The following is a 19,830-nucleotide window of genomic DNA, read 5'->3' on the forward strand; positions in this document are numbered from 1 at the left end:
GGTCAGACCATGTCACGCGCGATCTCCTCATCCCAATTGCGTTCAAAAATCAGGGTGTCGGCCTCGTGGATTTTCAGGGTTTGCTCGACGCGGAAATGGGTGGCGGTGCAGGACATTCTTCCGGTGGAATGGTGGTGGATGGTGGTTTGCGGGAACTGCATGGTGACTTTGTAGTCGGTGAGGGTGACGGCAGAGAGCGGGTCGCCGTCGATGATTTCATGGCGGATGATGCCGGTGGCGGTTTGGGTTTGGCCAATGTCTGGCATGGTTTTGGAATAGGTCCAGCGCGGGAAATCGACGGTCATTTTGCCCGACAGCAGATCACGGGTGACGCGCCGCAGCGGTGGGTTTTCGACCGGGTGATAGCTGTGCGGGGTCTGGGGCGCGCGGATGGGTGGGGCGAAGGTGGCGAGGTTGGCGTCTTCGGGGCGCGGCGGGCGGATGGGGAGTTCTAGGTGGCTTTCGCCAAGATGCACGGTAAGGGTGGCAAGCTCGGGTGAGGGCCAGGCGATCGGGTAGTAGGTGGTGGAGATTGACACTGCGATGCGGTGGCCGGGCGGGAAGGCGTGGGCAATGTCGTCTAAGTCAACGGTGGCGGTGTAGGTTTGGCCGGGGATCAGGGCAGCGGCATGTTCGTGGCTGTCGCGGTGGGTCAGATTCAGCAGGCCAATGGCGACGCGGGTAGAGCGGCCATCGGGGGCAACGTCATTCAGCCGGACGGCGACGAGGGCTTGGGGTTTGTCGCTGGAGAAGCTCAGGTGCAGTTGGGCCGCGCCGAGGATTTCTTTCTGTTTCGTCAGGGGGGCGCTGATGAACACCAGCGAACCGCCATCATCCTCGCGCTGATCAGTGGGCCAGTCGGCATCGTTGCCGTAGCGCCCAACTTCTCCGGCGGTCAGGCCGACCCAGAGGGGAGAGCAGATTTGAGCGGTGCCACCGCCTTTGCCGCCGAGGGTGCCGTGGTTCCCAAGCGTCAGGCGTTCGGGTTGAATCCGGAGGGAGGGCCAAGTGTCTTCGGCCACCCAGCGCCCGGGGCGGGCGTGGTAGCAGGTTTGCGGCGGCACATAATCCTGCATCCAGACGCGATACATCGGCTGATCCATCATGCCGGTGTCGATGCCCTTGGTCCAATGATCCAACCAGCGCAGCAGTTCTTGCAGCCAGCCGATGGCGGGTTCAACCGTGACCTCATGCGGGTAACTGTGCGCCCAAGGACCGATCAGGCCAAGGCGGGGGCCTTTCAGGTTCGCAAGCAGGCGCGGCACGGCTTCGGAGTAATTGTCGGCCCAGCCGCTGATCGCATAGACCGGGATTTTGATGGCCGAAAAATCTTCACAGATCGAACCCTGCTTCCAATAGGCATCGCGGCGCTGGTGGTGCAGCCATTCGATGATCCACGGTTGGTTGGCTTGGATGCGGTCCATCCACATCGCGCGCCACGCCTTGCCGAAAATTTGCGGATCAGGCGGCAGGTCGTTGCCGGAAAACATGGTGGCAGACCAGTCGAAATTGTCTTTGGAAAGACAGCCGCCGACCCAATGAATATCGGTGGCGTAGCGGTCATCGGTAGACCCCACCGTGATGACGGATTTCAGCGCCGCAGGCTGGCGCGCGGCGATTTGCAAGCCGTTGAAGCCGCCCCATGAAATGCCGATCATCGATACTTGGCCATCGCACCACGGTTGCTGCGCCAGCCATTCTATTGCGGCGACACCGTCGAGCTGCTCTTGCTCGGTATATTCGCCTGTGATCACGCCATCGCTGTCGCCCGTGCCGCGAATATCCAGCCGGATGCAGGCGTAACCGTGGCCTGCAACATACATATGCAGGCCCTGATCGCGGGTGCGGGTGCCGTCGCGCAACCGATAGGGCAGGTATTCTAGCAAGACCGGAACTGGGGTCGCCCCGGTCAGAGCCATCTCGGGCAGCCAAAGCTTTGCCGCCAGTCGTGTGCCATCGGGCAACGGCACCCAGAGGGTTTCGATGACCTGCACTTGATGCGGAAACTTGGTCTGGATGTGCGGCATATTATCCTCTTGTTGAACGATCATGTAACAAGACGATTGCACTTGGCAACATAAATTTAAGGCCATTGACGCATAGAGAAATCCACTCATACTATACGATCATTCAACACCGAGGCGACTATGGACCCCACCCACGCGATCTTGTTTGAGCCTGTGCGCATCGGGCCCGTCACTGCGCCGAACCGATTCTACCAGACTCCGCATGCCACGGGCCTGGGCTGGCAACGCCCGCAGGCGGGGGCAGCTTTGCGCGGGATGAAGGCAGAGGGCGGCTGGGGCGTGGTCTGCACCGAGTATTGCTCGATCCATCCGACCTCGGATGACAGCCCGCATGGCTTTCTGACTTTGTGGGATGACAGCGACATATCCGCGTTGGCGCTGACGGCGGATGCGATCCATGCGCATGGCAGTCTGGCGGGGATTGAGCTTTGGCATGGCGGCGCGCATGCCTCTAACCGGATGACGCGGCTGCCGGGGGTTGCGCCAGATGTGCAGCCTGCGATGTTCCATCTGCCGACGACCGCGCGGGCGATGGATGCCAGCGATATCAAAGCATTTCGGGGCTGGCAGCGGGATGCGGCGCGGCGCGCCAAGCGCGCTGGCTTTGATATTGTCTACGTCTATGCGGGCCACGATTATCTGCCGTTTCAGTTCTTGTCAGGCCGCAGCAACACGCGGGGCGATGCCTATGGCGGCAGTTTGGAAAACCGCGCGCGGCTGCTGCGTGAGATGATTGAGGATACCAAAGAGGCCGTCGGCGACACCTGCGCCGTCGCGGTGCGGCTGGCGGTGGACGAGTTGCACGGCCCGCGCGGCATCACCAGTGCAGGCGAGGGGCGCGAGGTGATTGAGATGCTGGCCGAACTGCCAGACCTGTGGGATGTGAATATCGCGGGCGCGCTGGGCAATGACAGCAAATCGGCGCGCTTCAGTGCCGAGGGGTTTCAGGAACCCTATGTGGGGTTCGTGAAAAGCCTGACGACGAAGCCCGTGGTGGCGGTGGGCCGCTTCACTTCGCCCGAAACCATGGTGGCGCAGATCAAACGCGGGGCGCAGGATTTCATTGGGGCCGCGCGGCCCTCCATCGCTGATCCATTCCTGCCGTTGAAAATTCGCGAAGGCCGGGCGGATGAAATCCGCGAGTGCATCGGCTGCAACATTTGCCGCGCCGCCAACAACGAGGCGGTGCATCTGCGCTGCACGCAAAACCCGACGATGGCCGAGGAATGGCGGCAGGGCTGGCATCCTGAGCGGATTGCGGTTCTGCCCAAGCGGCAAAAGGTGCTGGTGGTGGGTGCCGGGCCTGCGGGGTTAGAGGCGGCGCTGAGTTTGGGGCGGCGCGGGGCCGAGGTGAGTTTGGCCGAGGCCGGTGGCGTTTTGGGCGGACGGATTTTGCGCGAATCGACGCTGCCTGGTTTGGGAACGTGGATCAGGGTGCGCGATTGGCGGGCGCATATGCTCGGCAAATTGGACAATGTGCAGGTCTATCCCGGTAGTGAGATGACGGTGGGTGACATCGCTGATTTCGGAGCGGATCATGTGGTGCTGGCGACGGGCTCGCGCTGGCGACGCGATGGCGTGGGGGTGATCGGGATGCAGGCGTTGGATTTGCCCAAGGCGCTGACTCCTGACGATATTTTTGCTGGGGCTGCGGTGGAAGGCCCGGTGGTGATCTATGACGACGAGCACTACTTCATGGGTGGCGCGTTGGCGGAACGGCTGCGGACGCTGGGCCATGCGGTTTGCTATGTGACACCGCATGCGACGGCGTCTAGCTGGACGACGCTGACCGATGAGCAGGTATTTGTGCAGACGCGGTTGCTGGAGGCCGGGGTCGAGATTGTCGCCTTGCATCTGCTGGTCGGGCAGGCGGTTGGGGTTGTGCGGTTGGCCTGCGCCTATACTGGCCGCGAGACAGAACGCTTTTGCGGGACGCTGATTGCCGTGACGGGACGGCTGCCCGTGGATGATCTTTATGCGCCATTGCTGGCCGCTGGCATTGCCGTTTCACGCGTGGGGGACTGTTTGCAACCATCCTCCATCGCCGATGCGGTCTATTCGGCGCACCGCTTTGCGCGCGGATTTGGCGCGGCAGTGGAGCCTGTGTTGCGGCGCGAAAAACCGCCGTTGAAAGGATTGCTATGACCGATTCCGCCCCGCGCAAACGCAGCGCGACCCGTGGCCCGCGCACGATGGGGGCGCTGCATCAGGCACCATTTGGTCAGGTGCCGCGGCCTTATGCGCCCACCGAAGTGCTGTCGGCGGATCATGTCATGGCGATCCACCGATCCGCTTTGCGGGTGTTGGCTGAGATTGGCATGGCGGTGCTGGAGCCGCGGGCGCGGGACTTATTCGCACAAGCGGGGGCAGAGGTTTCGGGCGAGATGGTGCGGCTGGATGCGGATTTGGTTGGCGGTTTGCTGTCGACGGTGCCGCGCACTTTTGGGCTAGAGGCGCGCAATCCGGCACGGAGTCTGCGGTTTGGTGGTGTGGATTGCGTGTTCGCCTCGGTCGGCGGGCCTGCCTATGTGATGGACAATGACGGCGGTCGCCGCACGGGCAGCTTTGCCGAGATGCAGGATTATCTGAAGCTTATTCAAAGTCTTAACGTGATCCACCAAAGTGGGGGCAATCCGTTTGAACCGATGGATCTGCCTGCCGACACCCGCTATCTCGACTGCTTTCATGCGCAGATTCGGCTGTTGGACAAGAACTGGCAGACCGAAACCTTGGGGCGACAGCGGACGTTGGACGGCATCGAGATGGCGGCGATTTCTTTGGGCACCACGCCGGAAGGCTTGCGCGACCGCCCGTGTTTGCTGGGCATCATCAACACCAACTCGCCGTTGCAGCTGGACATCCCGATGGCCGAGGGGCTGATGACGATGGCGGAATACGGGCAGGTGGTGGTGATCACCCCGTTCACGCTGGCGGGCGCGATGAGCCCGGTGACGCTGGCGGGGGCGCTGGTGATGCAACATGCCGAGGCGATGGTGGGCATCGCTTTGACTCAGATCGTGCGAAAGGGCGTGCCGGTGATGTATGGTGGGTTTACCTCGAACGTCGATATGCGGTCGGGTGCGCCCGCGTTTGGCACGCCGGAATATACCAAGGCGGCGCAGGCCTCGGGGCAGCTTGCGCGGCTGATCGGGGTGCCGTTTCGGTCGTCGAACGTCAATGCGGCGAATGAGGTTGATGCGCAGGCGGCGTATGAGTCGCAGATGTCGCTGTGGGGCGCGATGATGGGCGGCGCGCATCTGATCGAACACGCGGCGGGGTGGCTGCATGGCGGGCTGACGGCGAGTTTTGAGAAGCTGATTGTCGATGCCGAAATGCTGCAGATGATGCAGGAATATTTCAAGCCGCTGGTGGTGGATGAAGCGACATTGGCGTTTGATGCGATCCGCGAGGTGGGGTCCGGCGGGCATTTCTTTGGATCAGATCACACGATGAGCCGCTATGAGCAGGCGTTTTACACGCCGCTGTTGTCGAATTGGGACAACCATACGACATGGCTGGACAAGGGCGGCATCAAGACCCGCGAGCGGGCGAATTTGGTTTGGAAGCAGATGCTTGCGGAATATGAACAGCCACCGCTGGACCCTGCGATTGATGAGGCGCTGGGCGCTTTCGTGGCACGGCGCAAGGCTGAAGGCGGCGCGCCGATGAATTAGGCGGGCATTGCTGCCCGCCTAAATTTAGCTTTTCATGCCGTCCCAAAAGCCTTTGACCTTTGAGAAAAACGAGCTGCCTTCGGGGTTGTTATCGGTGGCCAGCGTATCGAATTCCCGCAGGATTTCTTTCTGACGCGCGGTCAGATTGACCGGGGTTTCCACCGCCAACTCGATCACCATATCGCCGGAACCACCGCCACGCAGCGCGGGCATGCCTTTAGCGCGCAGGCGCATTTGCTTGCCGGTTTGCGCGCCCGATGGCACTTTGACACGAGATTTTCCGCCGTCAATTGTCGGCACTTCGATCTCACCACCCAAGGCAGCGGTGGCCAGACTGACCGGCACGCGGCAGAACAGATGCACGCCGTCGCGTTGGAAAATCGCGTGCTCTTTCATCTCGATAAAGATGTAAAGATCACCCGACGGGCCGCCACGCATCCCGGCCTCGCCCTCGCCCGCCAAGCGGATTCGGGTGCCAGTTTCCACCCCAGCCGGGATGTTGACCGACAGCGAGCGGTCTTTTTCGATCCGACCATGGCCTGCGCAATTCTTGCAGGGGTTTTTCACCATCTGGCCCGCACCGTTACAGGTCGGGCAGGTGCGTTCGACAGTAAAGAACCCTTGCTGTGCGCGGACCTTGCCCATGCCGGAACAGGTCGGGCAAGTCACAGGCTCCGCGCCGCCTTCGGCCCCGGTGCCGTGGCAGATGTCACAGGTGACGGATGTGGGCACGTTGATGGTTTTCTGAACACCCGCAAAGGCTTCTTCCATGCTGACGCGCATATTATAGCGCAGATCAGAGCCACGCTGCGCCCGCGAACGCCCGCCGCCCCGGCCACCGGTAAAGTTGCCGAACAGATCTTCAAACACGTCCGAAAACGCAGAGGCAAAATCACCGTTGCCTCCCGCATAGCCACCACGTTGACCGCCGCCGCCCATGCCACCTTCAAACGCCGCATGACCATAACGGTCGTATGCCGCCTTTTTGTCGGCGTCTTTCATCACCTCATAGGCTTCGTTCAGCTCTTTGAACTGAGCTTCGGCGTTGGGATTGTCAGAATTGCGGTCGGGGTGAAGCTCTTTTGCTTTCACCCGGTAAGCCTTCTTCAAATCCTCTGCGGAAGCGCCCTTCGAGGCACCAAGAATGTCGTAATAATCGCGCTTTGCCATGCAAAACCCCTTCATGGGAACGCGGCAGGGCGGCCCTTAGCTGGGCCGCCCTGTTTTGGTTCCTGGCGGCTTACTTCCGCTTGTTGTTCCCGAGATCCTCAAAGTCAGCGTCGATGATGTCTTCATCCACGCCACGCTGATTATCCTCATCCTTCCCATCAGCTTGATCTGCCGAGGACTTGTAGATCGCCTCGCCCAGCTTCATCGCCGCTTCGGTCAGGTTTTGGATGCCGCCTTTGATCTTGCCAGCATTTTCCGTCGTCAGCGCATCTTCCAGCGCCGACATTGCCAGTTCGATCACTTCGACAGTCGAAGGATCAACCTTGTCAGAGTGTTCTGCCAGCGAGCGTTTGGTCGAGTGCATCAGGCTTTCGGCCTGATTCTTCGATTCCACCAGCTCTTTACGCTCTTTATCGGCCTCGGCATTGGCTTCGGCGTCTTTCACCATTTTCTCAATATCCTCGTCGGACAGACCGCCCGAGGCTTGAATGGTGATCGCTTGCTCTTTGTTGGTGCCTTTGTCTTTGGCTTTCACCGACACGATGCCGTTGGCGTCGATGTCAAATGTCACCTCGATCTGCGGCAGACCGCGCGGAGCCGGCGGGATGCTTTCCAGATTGAACTGGCCCAGCATCTTGTTGTCGGCAGCCATTTCCCGTTCGCCTTGGAAGACGCGAATGGTCACGGCGTTTTGGTTGTCTTCCGCCGTCGAGAACACTTGGCTTTTCTTGGTCGGGATCGTGGTGTTGCGGTCGATCAAGCGGGTGAACACACCGCCCAAGGTTTCGATGCCCAAGGACAGCGGCGTTACGTCGAGCAGAACCACGTCTTTGACGTCGCCTTGCAACACGCCTGCTTGGATCGCAGCACCAGCGGCCACAACTTCATCCGGGTTCACACCCTTATGCGGCTCTTTTCCGAAGAACTTGGTCACTTCTTCCAGAACGCGCGGCATCCGGGTCATACCGCCGACCAGAACCACTTCGTCAATGTCGCCGATCGAGATGCCAGCGTCCTTCAACGCAGCAGCGCAGGGCTTCATCGACTTTTTCACCAGATCATCGACCAAGGATTCAAGCTTGGCACGGGTCAGCTTGACCACCAAGTGCAGCGGCTGGCCGGTGTTTTTGTCCATGCTGATGAACGGCTGGTTGATTTCGGTCTGCTGGCTGGACGAAAGCTCGATCTTCGCTTTTTCCGCCGCTTCCTTCAGACGCTGCAGCGCCATCTTGTCCAAGGACAGATCAACGCCGTGCTCTTTCTTGAACTGATCCGCCAAGTAATTGACGATGCGCATGTCGAAGTCTTCACCACCCAAGAACGTGTCGCCGTTGGTGGATTTCACCTCGAACAAACCGTCGTCGATTTCCAGAATGGTAATATCGAACGTACCGCCGCCAAGGTCATAAACCGCGATGGTACGGGCTTCTTTTTTGTCCAGACCGTAGGCCAATGCGGCTGCGGTCGGCTCGTTGATGATGCGCAGCACTTCCAGACCCGCGATGCGGCCCGCGTCTTTGGTGGCTTGGCGTTGCGCGTCATTGAAATAGGCAGGCACCGTGATCACGGCTTGGGTGACGGTTTCGCCCAAGTAGCTTTCAGCGGTTTCTTTCATCTTTTGCAGGATGACAGCCGAAACCTGAGCGGGGGAGTATTTCTCACCGCGCACTTCGACCCAAGCATCGCCGTTGCCACCGTTGACGATCTTGTACGGCATGTTCTTCTGGTCTTTGACGATGACGGGATCGTCATGGCGACGACCGATCAATCGCTTGACGGCGAAGATCGTGTTGCTGGCGTTGGTGACAGCCTGCCGCTTGGCAGCTTGGCCGACCAGACGCTCGGTTTCTGTGTAGGCTACGATAGACGGCGTGGTGCGCGCGCCTTCCGAGTTTTCGATGATCCGGGGTTGCGATCCGTCCATGATGGCGACGCAAGAGTTGGTCGTCCCGAGGTCAATCCCAATGACTTTGGCCATAAGTAGGTCCCTTTCCTTAGGCGATGTTGTGGTGCGGAACCCAAACAGGCATTCCGTCCCGATCCCATGAGACCCGGAAGGGCTACTGCCCGTTTCCGGCTTCTGGGCGTATATAGGCAGGCTGATTTGACCCTGCAAGCGCTGCGTGGGGGGTAAAACCTAATCAATGATCGGAAAATTGTCGGGTTTGGATTGTGGGGGCGGATTTCAGGGTGCCCAAGGCGCCAAACGACAGGAACCGCGCAAGGTTTTCGCAGGCTGATCGCGGCTTGCTGCCCAAAACAGATCAAGGCCGATACCAAAGCCTTGGTCGCACATGCCATCCGAACAGGCCAGCCCGCGCAACACGGCTATGTCACACCCTCAACCGCTTCATCGTCCAGCGCCCCAGCTGGCAGAGACATGCCTGCGGGTGAAATTCTCGCCCATCAGGCCAATGATCATCAGCACGAATGTCACCCAGATGGTGTAATCGATCGAGCTGTTGTGCGGGTGGTAGTTCTGAAACATATAGCCACGGGTCTGGTCAATCGAGTGGAACAGCGGGTTCCATGTGTAATAATGCAGACGGCTGGACGGCATGGTGTTGGCCAAGAACATCTTGCCGGAAAAGATCATGTTGGCGCGGGCGTAGATCGAGGTCGCGATGCTGAAAAACTCGGGTTGCCAAGGGGTTGCGGCCTTGAAGATCATCCCCACCCCAATGCCCGAGGCCCAGGACAGCATGTAAATCCCAATCACCGGCACCGGATCGTAGATGGTGATCGGGGTCCACAATGTGTGGTAGAAGAACAGGATCACCATGGCCGACAGGGTTTGCAGATACAGCGCCCCCAACGCCGCCGAGGAAATCGACACAATCGTGTTCATCGGTGAATGTTTCATCATCGCCGAGGTTGGCCCGTCTGACTTTGAAACTGCACTCAGCGTTTTGGCATGAGTGGCAAAGTTGAACACCCCCGACATGATATACAGCACGAAATCACCGCGCACCCCCGAGCCGCGCATCCCCAGCAGATCAAACATGAACACCATGATCACCACCATCAGCACCGACTGGATGATGCTCATCAACAGCCCGATCACCGCATTGCCGTGCTGCTTGCGCACATGTCGCACGGCGGCGTGAAAGATCAGCTCCAGCATGGCAAAGCCGCTGGTCACTTTGGTGCGTTTGACTTCTGGGCGAAACATTACTGCAACCTCATGTTTGGGCGAAGCCCATTATGGCGCAGGAAATCTTGCTGTTCCCTTTGCAAGCGATGATAAAGGCGATGTCTGAATTAATCAACAACACGGCAATGCGATGACGCGCTTGTCAGGAGAGCCTATGAACTTTGACCATCTGATCCCCGTCATTCGCCGTCTGGCCCTGGAAGCCGGCGACCGCATCATGCAGGTCTATAACGGCCCGGATTTTGCGGTGAAGTCGAAATCTGATGCAAGCCCGGTGACCGAAGCCGATGAGGCCGCCGATGCGATCATCTCGGCGGGCCTGCGCGCAGCGTTCCCGGAAGTGGTGCTGATCACCGAAGAACAGGCGGACAGCCACGCTTTGACAGCCTCGACCTTCCTGATTGTCGATCCGCTGGATGGCACCAAAGAATTCGTGCAGCGTCGTGGCGATTTCACCGTCAACATCGCCTATGTCGAAAACGGCGTGCCGTTGCGCGGGGTGGTCTATGCGCCCGCGCAAGGTCGGTTGTTCTACACGCAGGCAGATGGTTCGACGGTGGAAGAAACTGGGGTGTTCGCTAAGGATGCGGCTGGTCCGGTGACGCGGCTTTCCGTCTCCAAGCCCGACAATACCGCGCTGATGGTGGTGGCGTCAAAATCCCACCGAGATGCCGCGACCGATGACTACATCGCGAAATACGCCTACAAAGATATGAAATCGGCGGGTTCCAGCCTGAAATTCTGTCTGATCGCAACCGGAGAGGCCGATCTTTACCCCCGGCTTGGTCGAACGATGGAATGGGACACCGCCGCAGGCGATGCCGTGCTGCGCGGCGCGGGGGGGCATGTTGTGCGCTTTGATGATCACACCCCGCTCGCTTATGGCAAACAAGGCTGGGACAACCCGTTTTTCATCGCCTACGCCCCCGGCGTGGCCTTGCAAAAATGAGCGTGCTTCTGGTCATTCCGGCCCGCTATGCCAGCGCGCGCTATCCGGGCAAGCCCTTGGTTTCGCTGAAAGGCCCGGATGGCGAGAAGACCCTGATCCGGCGCAGCTGGGAGGCTGCCATGGCGGTGTGCGGGATCGCGCGTGTTGTGGTGGCCACCGACGATACCCGCATCCGCGACCACGCGGCGGGCTTCGGGGCCGAGGTGATTATGACCTCTTCCACCGCGCAAAACGGCACCGAACGCTGCGCGGAAGTGGCGGCTTTGTTGCCGGGGTATGACATTGTGGTAAACCTGCAAGGCGACGCGCCGCTGACGCCCGCGTGGTTTGTTGAAGACCTGATTGCGGGCCTGCGCGCCGCCCCCGAAGCCGACATCGCCACCCCGGTGCTGCGCTGCGATGGTCGGGCGCTGAACGGCTTTCTGGCGGATCGTCGTGCGGGGCGTGTCGGCGGCACAACGGCGGTTTTTGGCGCGGGAATGCGGGGCCTGTATTTCTCGAAAGAGGTGATCCCCTTCACCGGGCGCAGTTACGGCGATGATGAAGCCACCCCGGTGTTCCACCATGTCGGCGTCTACGCCTACCGCCCTGCCGCTTTGGCCGCTTATCCAACATGGCCCATCGGCCCGCTAGAAGCGCTTGAAGGTCTGGAGCAACTGCGTTTCCTCGAAAACGGACGGCAAGTGCTGTGTGTTGAGGTTGATGGCAAAGGCCGGACGTTCTGGGAGTTGAACAACCCCTCTGACGTGCTGGTGATCGAGGCCGCATTGGCAGCGCTGGCATGACCACGCCCCCCGTCAGCGTCATCGTCGTCAGCCGCCACCGCGCGGCCGCTTTGATGCGCTGCATTGTGGCTTTAACCCAGCAGGATCATCCGAATGTTGAGCTGATCGTGGTGGCCGACCCCGAGGCGATCCGGCAGGCGGAAACCCTTTCCTTGCCGCTGAAATGCGTGACGTTTGACGAGGCCAACATCAGCGCCGCCCGCAACGCCGGGCTGGCCGTGGCTGCTGCTTCCATCGTGGCCTTCATCGACGATGATGCGGTGGCCGAACCGACATGGCTGTCGCGACTGGCCGCGCCCTTTGCCAATCCCGAAGTGACCGCCAGCACAGGCTTTATCCGAGGCCGCAACGGCATTTCCTATCAATGGCAGGCCTGCGAGGTCGATCAATTCGGCCAAGACCACCCGCTGACCATCACCGAGCCGACACTGCGCCCCAACGCGCCGCAGCGTGCGGTGAAAACCCAAGGCACCAACTGCGCCTTCCGCCGTGATGCTTTGCTGGCGATTGGCGGCTTTGATCCGGCCTACCGCTTTTATCTGGACGAAGCCGATGTGAATCTGCGGATGGTGGGCCAAAACCTGTCCGGCCTGACCGCGATCATCCCCGACGCGCAAGTGCATCACGGCTATCTCGCCAGCAGCCGTCGTGCTGCCAATCGCATGCCACTCAGCCTGCATGACATTGCCGCCAGCACGGCGATTTTCCTACGCCGCCACGCGCCCGAAGCCGACATGGGGGCCGCGCTAAAGGCTTTGTCCTTGCGGGAATCTAGCCGTATCGCCGCGCATCGTCGCGCGGGCCGCATTGACGCGCAGGCGGAACTGGCCCTGCTGACCAGCCTCACCCAGGGCTGGGCCGAGGGGCTTGCCCATCCTCTCGCCGCGCCGCCCCCGCTCTTCCCAGCAACCACCCCAATGCAAGCTTTAGATACAGGTCCCCGCCCCGGCAAGATCCTGTCCGGGCGGTTCTGGCAAAAGCGTCGACTGCTGGCCGAAGCCACAGCCAGCACCGCTACCATTACCACGGTTTTCCTGTTCACCCCCACCGCCCGCCCGCACAAACTCAGCTTCCAGCCTCAGGGTTATTGGCTGCAAACCGGTGGTATCTTTGGCCAATCGACGCGGCACGGGCCGCGCTTTCGGGTGATCTCGTTCGGCAAGCGGGTGGAAGAAGAAACCGCACGGCTTGCCCAATATCGTCCTATCGCCTAAGCGGCGGCGAAAATCTGCTGCACCCATGCAACTTTTCCCCGCAACCCGCGTTGTAAGAACGTGCTACTACACCTCGACACCGCCACAGGCATCGCAGACAGATTGTTCTCTTAAGATTTCTGCGATAGGCTTGAAAAAACAAAAATGCTTAGGCTGCGCGAAAGATTGGGCAAATGAAGATCAAAAAAGTCACAAAAGCAGTGTTCCCGGTTGCCGGAATGGGCACGCGGTTTCTGCCAGCCACCAAATCCATCCCGAAAGAGATCATGACTCTGGTGGACCGGCCGCTGATTCAATACGCGATTGATGAGGCGCGCGCGGCGGGCATCAAAGAGTTTATCTTCGTCACCTCGCGCGGCAAATCCGCGCTTGAGGATTACTTCGATCACTCACCCGAGCTGGAAAACACCCTGCGCAAAGCCGGGAAAGATGATTTGTTGGAGATCCTGAAGGAAACCAACATGGATTCTGGCGCGATTGCCTATCTGCGTCAAACCCGCCCCTTGGGCCTTGGTCATGCCGTCTGGTGCGCTCGCCGTCTGATCGGGGATGAACCCTTTGCCGTGCTGCTGCCCGATGACGTGATCGCGGCTGAGAAGCCGTGTTTGCAACAGATGATGGAAGCTTACGAGCAAACCGGCGGCAATATGGTCGCCGCGATGGAAGTGCCGCCGCACAAGGCCTCGTCTTATGGTGTGTTGGACATTGCCGAGGATATGGGCGCGATTGTGCTGGCCAAAGGCATGGTTGAAAAGCCGAAAGCCGAGGATGCGCCGTCGAATCTGGCGGTGATCGGTCGTTATATCTTGACACCCAAGGTGTTGAGCAACCTGAACAAAATGAAGCAAGGCGCGGGCGGTGAAATTCAGCTGACCGACGCCATCGCCGAAGAAACCAAGACTGGCAAAGTCTACGGCTATCGCTTCCGTGGCCAGCGCTATGATTGCGGCTCGAAAGCGGGCTTCTTGCAAGCAACGGTTGCCTTCGGTCTTGCGCGCCCTGATCTGCGTGAGGAATTCGGCGCCTATCTGAACGACATGATCGCGCTGCAAAAAGCGGCGCAGTAAGCGGTGGTCCCGGCGCGGCTGCTTGACCTGACGCGGCTGATGTCGCGTTTGGGCAAGGGGCCGATGACCGGGGTGGACCGGGTTGAGTTCGCTTATCTTGATCAGTTTTTGCGGCTGGACACGCCATGCCTTGGCTTGGTGCGTACGGCTTTGGGTTTCCTGCTGCTGGACCGTCCTGCGATGACCGCACTGCGCGATGGCGCGCTAAACCTGACCCGAAATGATCTGATTGGCCGCATCGCGTGGCGGCGTGACCCCGCGCGCGGTCGGGCCGAGGCGGCGTTGCGCCGTCTCGCCATTGCCCGCTGCACCAAGCGCGGTCTGGCGCGTCTGCTCAAGCGCCACCTGCCCCCCGGCTCTAGCTATTTCAACACTGGTCACGCCAATCTGGACGACCGCTGCTTGCGCCAAATCCACGCCGCGGGTCTGAAAATCGCTGTGCTGGTGCATGACACCATCCCGCTCAATCACCCCGAATTCGCCCGCCCCGATACGGTAGACCCCTTTCACCGCAAGATGCAGGCGGTGGCGGGCCATGCTGATCTGGTGATCCACAGCACCGACGCCACCCGGGCGCTGTCCGAGGCGCAACTGGCCCGCTTGGGGCGCCTGCCTGACGGCATCACCGCCAATCTGGGCGTTTCCGCCGCCCAACCCATCGCCACCGATGCCCCAGCGCAGCCCTATTTCGTCACCCTTGGCACCATCGAGCCGCGCAAGAATCACGTTCTTTTGCTGAACCTCTGGGCGCAAATGCCCAATCCCCCCGGCCTGCTGATCCTTGGTGGGCGCGGGTGGTCCAACGCCGAGGTCTTCGCCCGGTTGGATGCACTGCCCGATGATTCCCCGATACAGGAACGTGCTGGCCTGTCCGACGGCCAGATCGCCTTCCTGTTGCAAGGTGCACAAGCTTTACTCTTTCCAAGCTTTGCGGAGGGCTTCGGCATCCCGGCGCTAGAGGCTGCGAGTTTAGGCACCCCGGTTGTCGCCGCCGATTTGCCGGTATTTCAAGAGCTTCTGGGGGAGTTCGCAGTTTACCTTGACGTAACGGACAGTTATTCTTGGATGGAAACAATCAGACGGCTGGCCACGGTTGGGCTAGCGAAAAGGACGGTCAAGACGCCACCAAACTGGGCGGAACATTTCAAGCTTGTGTTAAGCAGGATGTGATACCCCGTTAGCGACGGTGGCGGGGAAACTGGAAGTATAGGGTGGGTGTATTCTCAAAATATATGCTGCGGCTGGCGCGTAAGCGCTGGCGTATCCGCGCTTTTCGCAAGCGGCGGGAGTTGCGCGGCGTTGTGGATCGTACCAATTTGATCGCACCGGATCATATCTTGCTATTTTCCACCCTGCGCAATGAGCGCATTAGGCTGCCGTATTTCCTGCGCTACTACCGCAACCTTGGCGTCAATCATTTCATTATCGTGGATAATGACAGCGACGACGGCAGCCGCGAATACCTGCAAGCGCAACCGGATGTCTCGCTGTGGACCACTCAGCACAGCTACAAACGCGCCCGTTTCGGCGTCGATTGGCTGAACTATCTGCAAAACAAATATGCCCACGGCCATTGGGCGCTGATCGTTGATCCGGATGAATTCTTCGTCTATCCGTTCTGCGACACCCGGCCTTTGCGCGCTTTGACCGATTGGCTGGATGCCTCGTCGATCAAATCCTTCTCGGCGATGCTGTTGGATATGTATCCCAAAGGCCCGTTTGACGCCGCCCCCTATGCCGAGGGCCAAGACCCGTTTGAGGTTGCGCCCTATTTCGACTCTGGCAATTACATCATCCACCGCAACAAGAAATTCGGCAATCTGTGGATTCAGGGCGGCCCGCGCCTGCGGATGTTCTTCCAAGATTTGCCCGAACGCGCGCCAGCGCTGAACAAAATCCCGCTGGTGAAATGGGATCGCGATTACGCCTACGTATCCTCGACCCACATGCTGCTGCCGCGCGGGCTCAATCAAGTCTATGACGAATGGGGCGGTGAAAAAGCCTCGGGTTGCCTGCTGCATGCCAAGTTTCTCGATACCTTTGCCCATAAGGCCGAGGAAGAGATGGAACGTCGCCAGCATTACGCCAACAGCCACGAATACCGCGCTTACCGCGCGGGCATCAGCACGCAACCCGATCTTTGGTGCAAGTGGAGCGAGAAATACATCAACTGGCGGCAGCTTGAAATTCTGGGCCTGATGTCGAAGGGCAACTGGGCATGAGTGTTGGCATCGTTATGCTGTGCCACTCGGCGTTTGATCGCGCAGCACAGGTGGCGCGGCATTGGGCGGTGCGCGGTTGCCCGGTGGTGATCCATGTGGATCGGCGGGTGAAGCGCAAGGCTTATGACGGTCTGATTAAAGCTTTGATCGACCTTGATAATATCCGCTTCTCTGGCCGTCATGCCTGCGAATGGGGCACTTGGGGCATCGTCGCCGCCACCCAAGAAGCCAGCACCATCATGTTGCGCGATTTCCCGCAGGTGCGGCATGTCTATCTGGCCTCAGGCTCCTGCCTGCCTTTGCGCCCGGTTGAGGAAATGGTGGCTTATCTCGCCGACCGTCCGCGCACCGATTTCATCGAATCCGTCACCACCGAAGATGTCGGCTGGACCATCGGCGGGCTTGATGTTGAACGCTTCACCCTGCGCTTCCCTTTCAGTTGGCGCAAGAAGCGGCGGCTGTTTGACGGCTATGTCCGCCTGCAACGTCGGCTTGGCTTTCGCCGCCGCATCCCTGCTGGCATTGTGCCGCATTTGGGCAGCCAGTGGTGGTGCTTAACGCGCCAAACGCTGTCTGCGATCTTGGAAAACCCCGAACGGGATGAAATTGACCGCTACTTCCGCCGCGTCTGGATCCCGGATGAAAGCTATTTCCAAACCTTGGTGCGGCAGGTCTCGGCGCATGTCGAAAGCCGCTCGCTGACGCTGTCTAAGTTCGATTTTCAGGGCAAACCGCACATTTTCTACGATGACCATCTGCAACTGCTGCGCAGGTCCGATTGCTTTGTCGCCCGCAAAATCTGGCCCCATGCCGGGCGGCTTTATAAAACCTTTCTGTCGGGTGATCCCGGCGGTCAAGCGGCGGCAGAGCCGAATCCCGGCAAGATTGACCGCCTGTTTGCCAAAGCGGTGGAGCGCCGCACCAAGGGCCGCCCCGGCCTGTACATGCAATCCCGACACCCCAATGAAGACTGGGAAAATGGCCGCACCGCCGCGCCCTATTCGGTGTTTGAAGGCTTTGCCGATCTGTTCGACAACTTTGAAATCTGGCTTGGCAAGGCCACAGGAACCCGCGTGCATGGCCATCTGTTCGCTGCAGACCGGATTGAATTTGCTGGCGGTGAAAAGATCTACAACGGGGCGGTCTGCGATTCCGCTGCCATTCGCGACTATAACCCGACCTCGTTTCTGACCAACCTGATCTGGAACACCCGCGGCGAGCGGCAGTGCTTTCAGTTCGGCCCGGATGACAGCCAAGTGCTGACCAATTTCATCGCAGGTGATCCCAACGCGCAAATATCTGTAATTTCAGGGGCTTGGGCGATCCCACTGTTCCACTCCAACAGCAATTTCGGCGAAATCCGCAAAGAGGCCGCCCGGCTGCAAAAGATTGAGGCTGAGTTTCTGAATGAACTGCGCAAGCCTTGGGTCAAAGCCCGTGTGCGCACTTGGTCCTTGGCGGAATTTGTCGAAAACCCGATGGAGCCTTTGCAAACCATCGTCGATGAAATCAGCCCGCGCGCGATGCGCCGTCTGACCGAAGCGCCGCGTCTGGCTGATCTGACGGGCTTCGGCCAATTCCTGCAAAACCTGCGCAATCAGGGCATGCAGCCGGTGCTGATGGGCGATTTTCCGACCGGCGACGATCCGCGCCCCTCGACCTCGCGGCGTGGCCGCCCCTATTTGGTGAAGTGACTTGTCCGACCTTATTACCGCTTTTACGTCTTTCGTGATCTTCGCCGAAATGCGCACCGGATCGAATTTTCTTGAGGCCAATCTGAACACTATCGACGGTGTATCCTGCCATGGTGAGGCGTTTAACCCGTTCTTCATCGGCGGCGCAGGCAAACAAGAGATGTTCGGCATCGACATTGCCGGGCGCAGCGCTGACCCGGCAGGATTTCTGCGCGCGATGCGGGCGCAGACCAAGGGGCTGGCGGGGTTTCGCTATTTCTCCGATCACGATCCACGGGTGTTTGATCTGGTGATCGCCGACCGCGCCTGCGCCAAGATCATCCTGACCCGCAATCAGCTGGAAAGTTTTATCAGCTGGAAGATCGCCAAGGAAAGCGATCAGTGGTGGATGGCGAACACCAAACATCTGAAAACCGTGCGCCCGCGTTTTGATCTGGATGAGTTCACCACCCGGATCGGTCAGTTGCAACAGTTCCAAGGCAAGCTGGTGCATGCCCTGCAAACCACGGGGCAGACCGCCTATTACATTGATTATGAAGACATTCGTGAGTTAGACGTGCTGAACGGCCTTGCCAGTTTCCTCGGCATCCCCGCCCGGATCGCAGCACTCGACTTCCGTTTCAAAAAGCAAAACCCCGAAGCGATCGCGGCGAAAGTTTCCAACCCACTGGAAATGCAGCAGGGCTTGGCAACCGTGGATTGGTTCAACCAAAGCCATGTGCCGAATTTTGAACCGCGCCGTCTGGCTGCTGTCGCGCAGTATATCGCGTCCGAACAAGCCGATCTGTTGTTCATGCCGATCAAATGCGGACCCGATGCGCAGCTGAAGAAGTGGCTGCAAAGTTACGGGCCGCTGCTGCCCGCCTTTGATCGCCAGTCTTTGCGCAAATGGAAAGCGACGCATCCCGGCCAGCGCAGTTTTACGGTGCTGCGCCATCCGCTTGCCCGCGCCTATACCGCTTGGTGCGATTTCACCGCCAAGGAATGGATGCCCGAACTGCGGCCGTATCTGAAGCGCGTACATAAATTTCAGCTGCCGCCCAAGGGCAAGCCCTTTGAGACCCCTGAAGATTTCCGCGCCGGATTTTTGGTGTTCCTCGAATTGATCAAGCACGTTCTGGCGGGCCGCACCGAATTGTGGGTGATGCCGCAAATCGCCTCGCAGGGCGCGCTGATCCAAGGTTTTGCGCAGGTGCAAAGCCCTGACCTGTTGATCCGTGAAGACAAATTGAACGAAGGTCTGGCCCATCTCTGCGCCGATCTGGGTCTGGATGCCAAACCGCTGCCCGCAGCGGCCGATAAACATCCCTACCCGCTGGCAGAGCTATACGGCCCCGATCTGGAAGCCGCCGCACGCGAAGCCTATTGGCGCGATTACGAAGGTTTTGGCTTTAGAAACTGGGCCTAGGCGGCAACCTGCGGCGTCCGCGCTTCGGTCAGAATCGCATACAGCTTGTCCGGATCGGTGTTCGCCCGCAACTTGGCGCAAATCCCCGGATCGCGCATCGTGCGCGACACCTGCGCCAGCGCTTTCAGATGCTCGACCCCGGAATCCTTCGGCGCGAACAGGCCGAACACCAGATCGACCGGCTGACGATCCACGCTTTCGTAATCCAGCGGTTTTTCCAGCCGAATAAAAACGCCAAAAATTTTCTCGATCTCTTCAAGCCGCGCGTGCGGCAGCGCGATACCATTGCCCACCCCGGTTGGCCCCAGACTTTCGCGTTCCTGCAGGCCATCAACGACAATCGCCGATGACAGGCCATAGGCTTGAAAAGTCACCTCTCCCAGCTCTTGGAAGAGGCGTTTTTTACTGGTCAGTTGGCCAAGCACCCGGACGGCTCCCGGTATCAGCAGTTTAGACAGGTCCATCC

The 19,830-nt window shown here is 59.7% G+C and carries 15 protein-coding genes; 10 read left to right on the forward strand and 5 right to left on the reverse strand.

Annotation, left to right across the window (positions count from 1 at the left end; translation table 11 throughout):
- Window positions 1-2: 2 nt before the first annotated feature.
- Window positions 3-2,027, reverse strand: coding sequence for a CocE/NonD family hydrolase (locus tag Q7V03_RS02195; RefSeq protein WP_304923974.1), 2,025 nt, complete (start codon window positions 2,025-2,027; stop codon window positions 3-5).
- A 120-nt stretch (window positions 2,028-2,147) separates the two neighbouring features.
- Here Q7V03_RS02195 and Q7V03_RS02200 point away from each other — a divergent pair, with 120 nt between their 5' ends.
- Window positions 2,148-4,172, forward strand: coding sequence for an FAD-dependent oxidoreductase (locus Q7V03_RS02200; RefSeq protein ID WP_304923975.1), 2,025 nt, complete (start codon window positions 2,148-2,150; stop codon window positions 4,170-4,172).
- Entirely contained in the window at window positions 4,169-5,701 is a 1,533-nt protein-coding gene (locus Q7V03_RS02205; RefSeq protein WP_304923976.1) for a trimethylamine methyltransferase family protein, read from the forward strand. The genes Q7V03_RS02200 and Q7V03_RS02205 overlap by 4 nt, the downstream gene beginning before the upstream one ends.
- Window positions 5,702-5,725: 24 nt before the next feature.
- On the opposite strand, the gene dnaJ is transcribed toward Q7V03_RS02205, so the two are convergent.
- From dnaJ to Q7V03_RS02220, 3 genes are all read right to left on the reverse strand, one after another.
- On the reverse strand, window positions 5,726-6,871 hold the full coding sequence (dnaJ, locus tag Q7V03_RS02210) for a molecular chaperone DnaJ (protein ID WP_304923977.1): 1,146 nt from the start codon (window positions 6,869-6,871) through the stop codon (window positions 5,726-5,728).
- A 70-nt stretch (window positions 6,872-6,941) separates the two neighbouring features.
- Window positions 6,942-8,849 (reverse strand): molecular chaperone DnaK, encoded by a 1,908-nt coding sequence (gene dnaK, locus Q7V03_RS02215; protein WP_304923978.1) that lies wholly within the window; start codon window positions 8,847-8,849, stop codon window positions 6,942-6,944.
- 372 nt (window positions 8,850-9,221) lie between these two features.
- Entirely contained in the window at window positions 9,222-10,043 is an 822-nt protein-coding gene (locus tag Q7V03_RS02220) for an ABC transporter permease (protein ID WP_304923979.1), read from the reverse strand.
- A 136-nt stretch (window positions 10,044-10,179) separates the two neighbouring features.
- Here Q7V03_RS02220 and cysQ point away from each other — a divergent pair, with 136 nt between their 5' ends.
- The 8 genes from cysQ to Q7V03_RS02260 all read left to right on the forward strand — a co-directional run bounded on the left by cysQ (window position 10,180) and on the right by Q7V03_RS02260 (window position 19,364).
- Window positions 10,180-10,974 (forward strand): 3'(2'),5'-bisphosphate nucleotidase CysQ, encoded by a 795-nt coding sequence (gene cysQ / locus Q7V03_RS02225; protein WP_304923980.1) that lies wholly within the window; start codon window positions 10,180-10,182, stop codon window positions 10,972-10,974.
- A complete protein-coding gene (locus Q7V03_RS02230; protein WP_304923981.1) occupies window positions 10,971-11,759 on the forward strand; it encodes a 3-deoxy-manno-octulosonate cytidylyltransferase in 789 nt (262 codons plus the stop codon). Before cysQ ends, Q7V03_RS02230 begins: the two co-directional genes overlap by 4 nt.
- The gene (locus tag Q7V03_RS02235) at window positions 11,756-12,973 is read left to right on the forward strand and encodes a glycosyltransferase family 2 protein (protein WP_304923982.1); all 1,218 of its coding nucleotides are present in this window, start codon (window positions 11,756-11,758) and stop codon (window positions 12,971-12,973) included. The genes Q7V03_RS02230 and Q7V03_RS02235 overlap by 4 nt, the downstream gene beginning before the upstream one ends.
- Window positions 12,974-13,146: 173 nt before the next feature.
- Window positions 13,147-14,040 (forward strand): UTP--glucose-1-phosphate uridylyltransferase GalU, encoded by an 894-nt coding sequence (gene galU / locus Q7V03_RS02240; RefSeq protein WP_304923983.1) that lies wholly within the window; start codon window positions 13,147-13,149, stop codon window positions 14,038-14,040.
- A 3-nt stretch (window positions 14,041-14,043) separates the two neighbouring features.
- On the forward strand, window positions 14,044-15,210 hold the full coding sequence (locus tag Q7V03_RS02245; RefSeq protein WP_304923984.1) for a glycosyltransferase family 1 protein: 1,167 nt from the start codon (window positions 14,044-14,046) through the stop codon (window positions 15,208-15,210).
- Between the two features lie 62 nt (window positions 15,211-15,272).
- Window positions 15,273-16,262, forward strand: coding sequence for a glycosyltransferase family 2 protein (locus tag Q7V03_RS02250; protein ID WP_370651064.1), 990 nt, complete (start codon window positions 15,273-15,275; stop codon window positions 16,260-16,262).
- The gene (locus Q7V03_RS02255; protein ID WP_304923986.1) at window positions 16,259-17,956 is read left to right on the forward strand and encodes a beta-1,6-N-acetylglucosaminyltransferase; all 1,698 of its coding nucleotides are present in this window, start codon (window positions 16,259-16,261) and stop codon (window positions 17,954-17,956) included. The genes Q7V03_RS02250 and Q7V03_RS02255 overlap by 4 nt, the downstream gene beginning before the upstream one ends.
- Before the next feature lies 1 nt (window position 17,957).
- Window positions 17,958-19,364, forward strand: a complete 1,407-nt coding sequence (locus Q7V03_RS02260) for a nodulation protein NodH (RefSeq protein WP_304923987.1) — start codon at window positions 17,958-17,960, stop codon at window positions 19,362-19,364.
- Here Q7V03_RS02260 and Q7V03_RS02265 read toward each other — a convergent pair.
- Window positions 19,361-19,828, reverse strand: a complete 468-nt coding sequence (locus tag Q7V03_RS02265) for a PTS sugar transporter subunit IIA (RefSeq protein WP_054006688.1) — start codon at window positions 19,826-19,828, stop codon at window positions 19,361-19,363. The two genes, Q7V03_RS02260 and Q7V03_RS02265, sit on opposite strands and share 4 nt — an antisense overlap.
- Window positions 19,829-19,830 lie beyond the last annotated feature (2 nt).

Origin of the sequence: Cypionkella sp. (genome assembly GCF_030652235.1) — a bacterium.
In the GTDB taxonomy this organism is placed as follows: domain Bacteria; phylum Pseudomonadota; class Alphaproteobacteria; order Rhodobacterales; family Rhodobacteraceae; genus Cypionkella.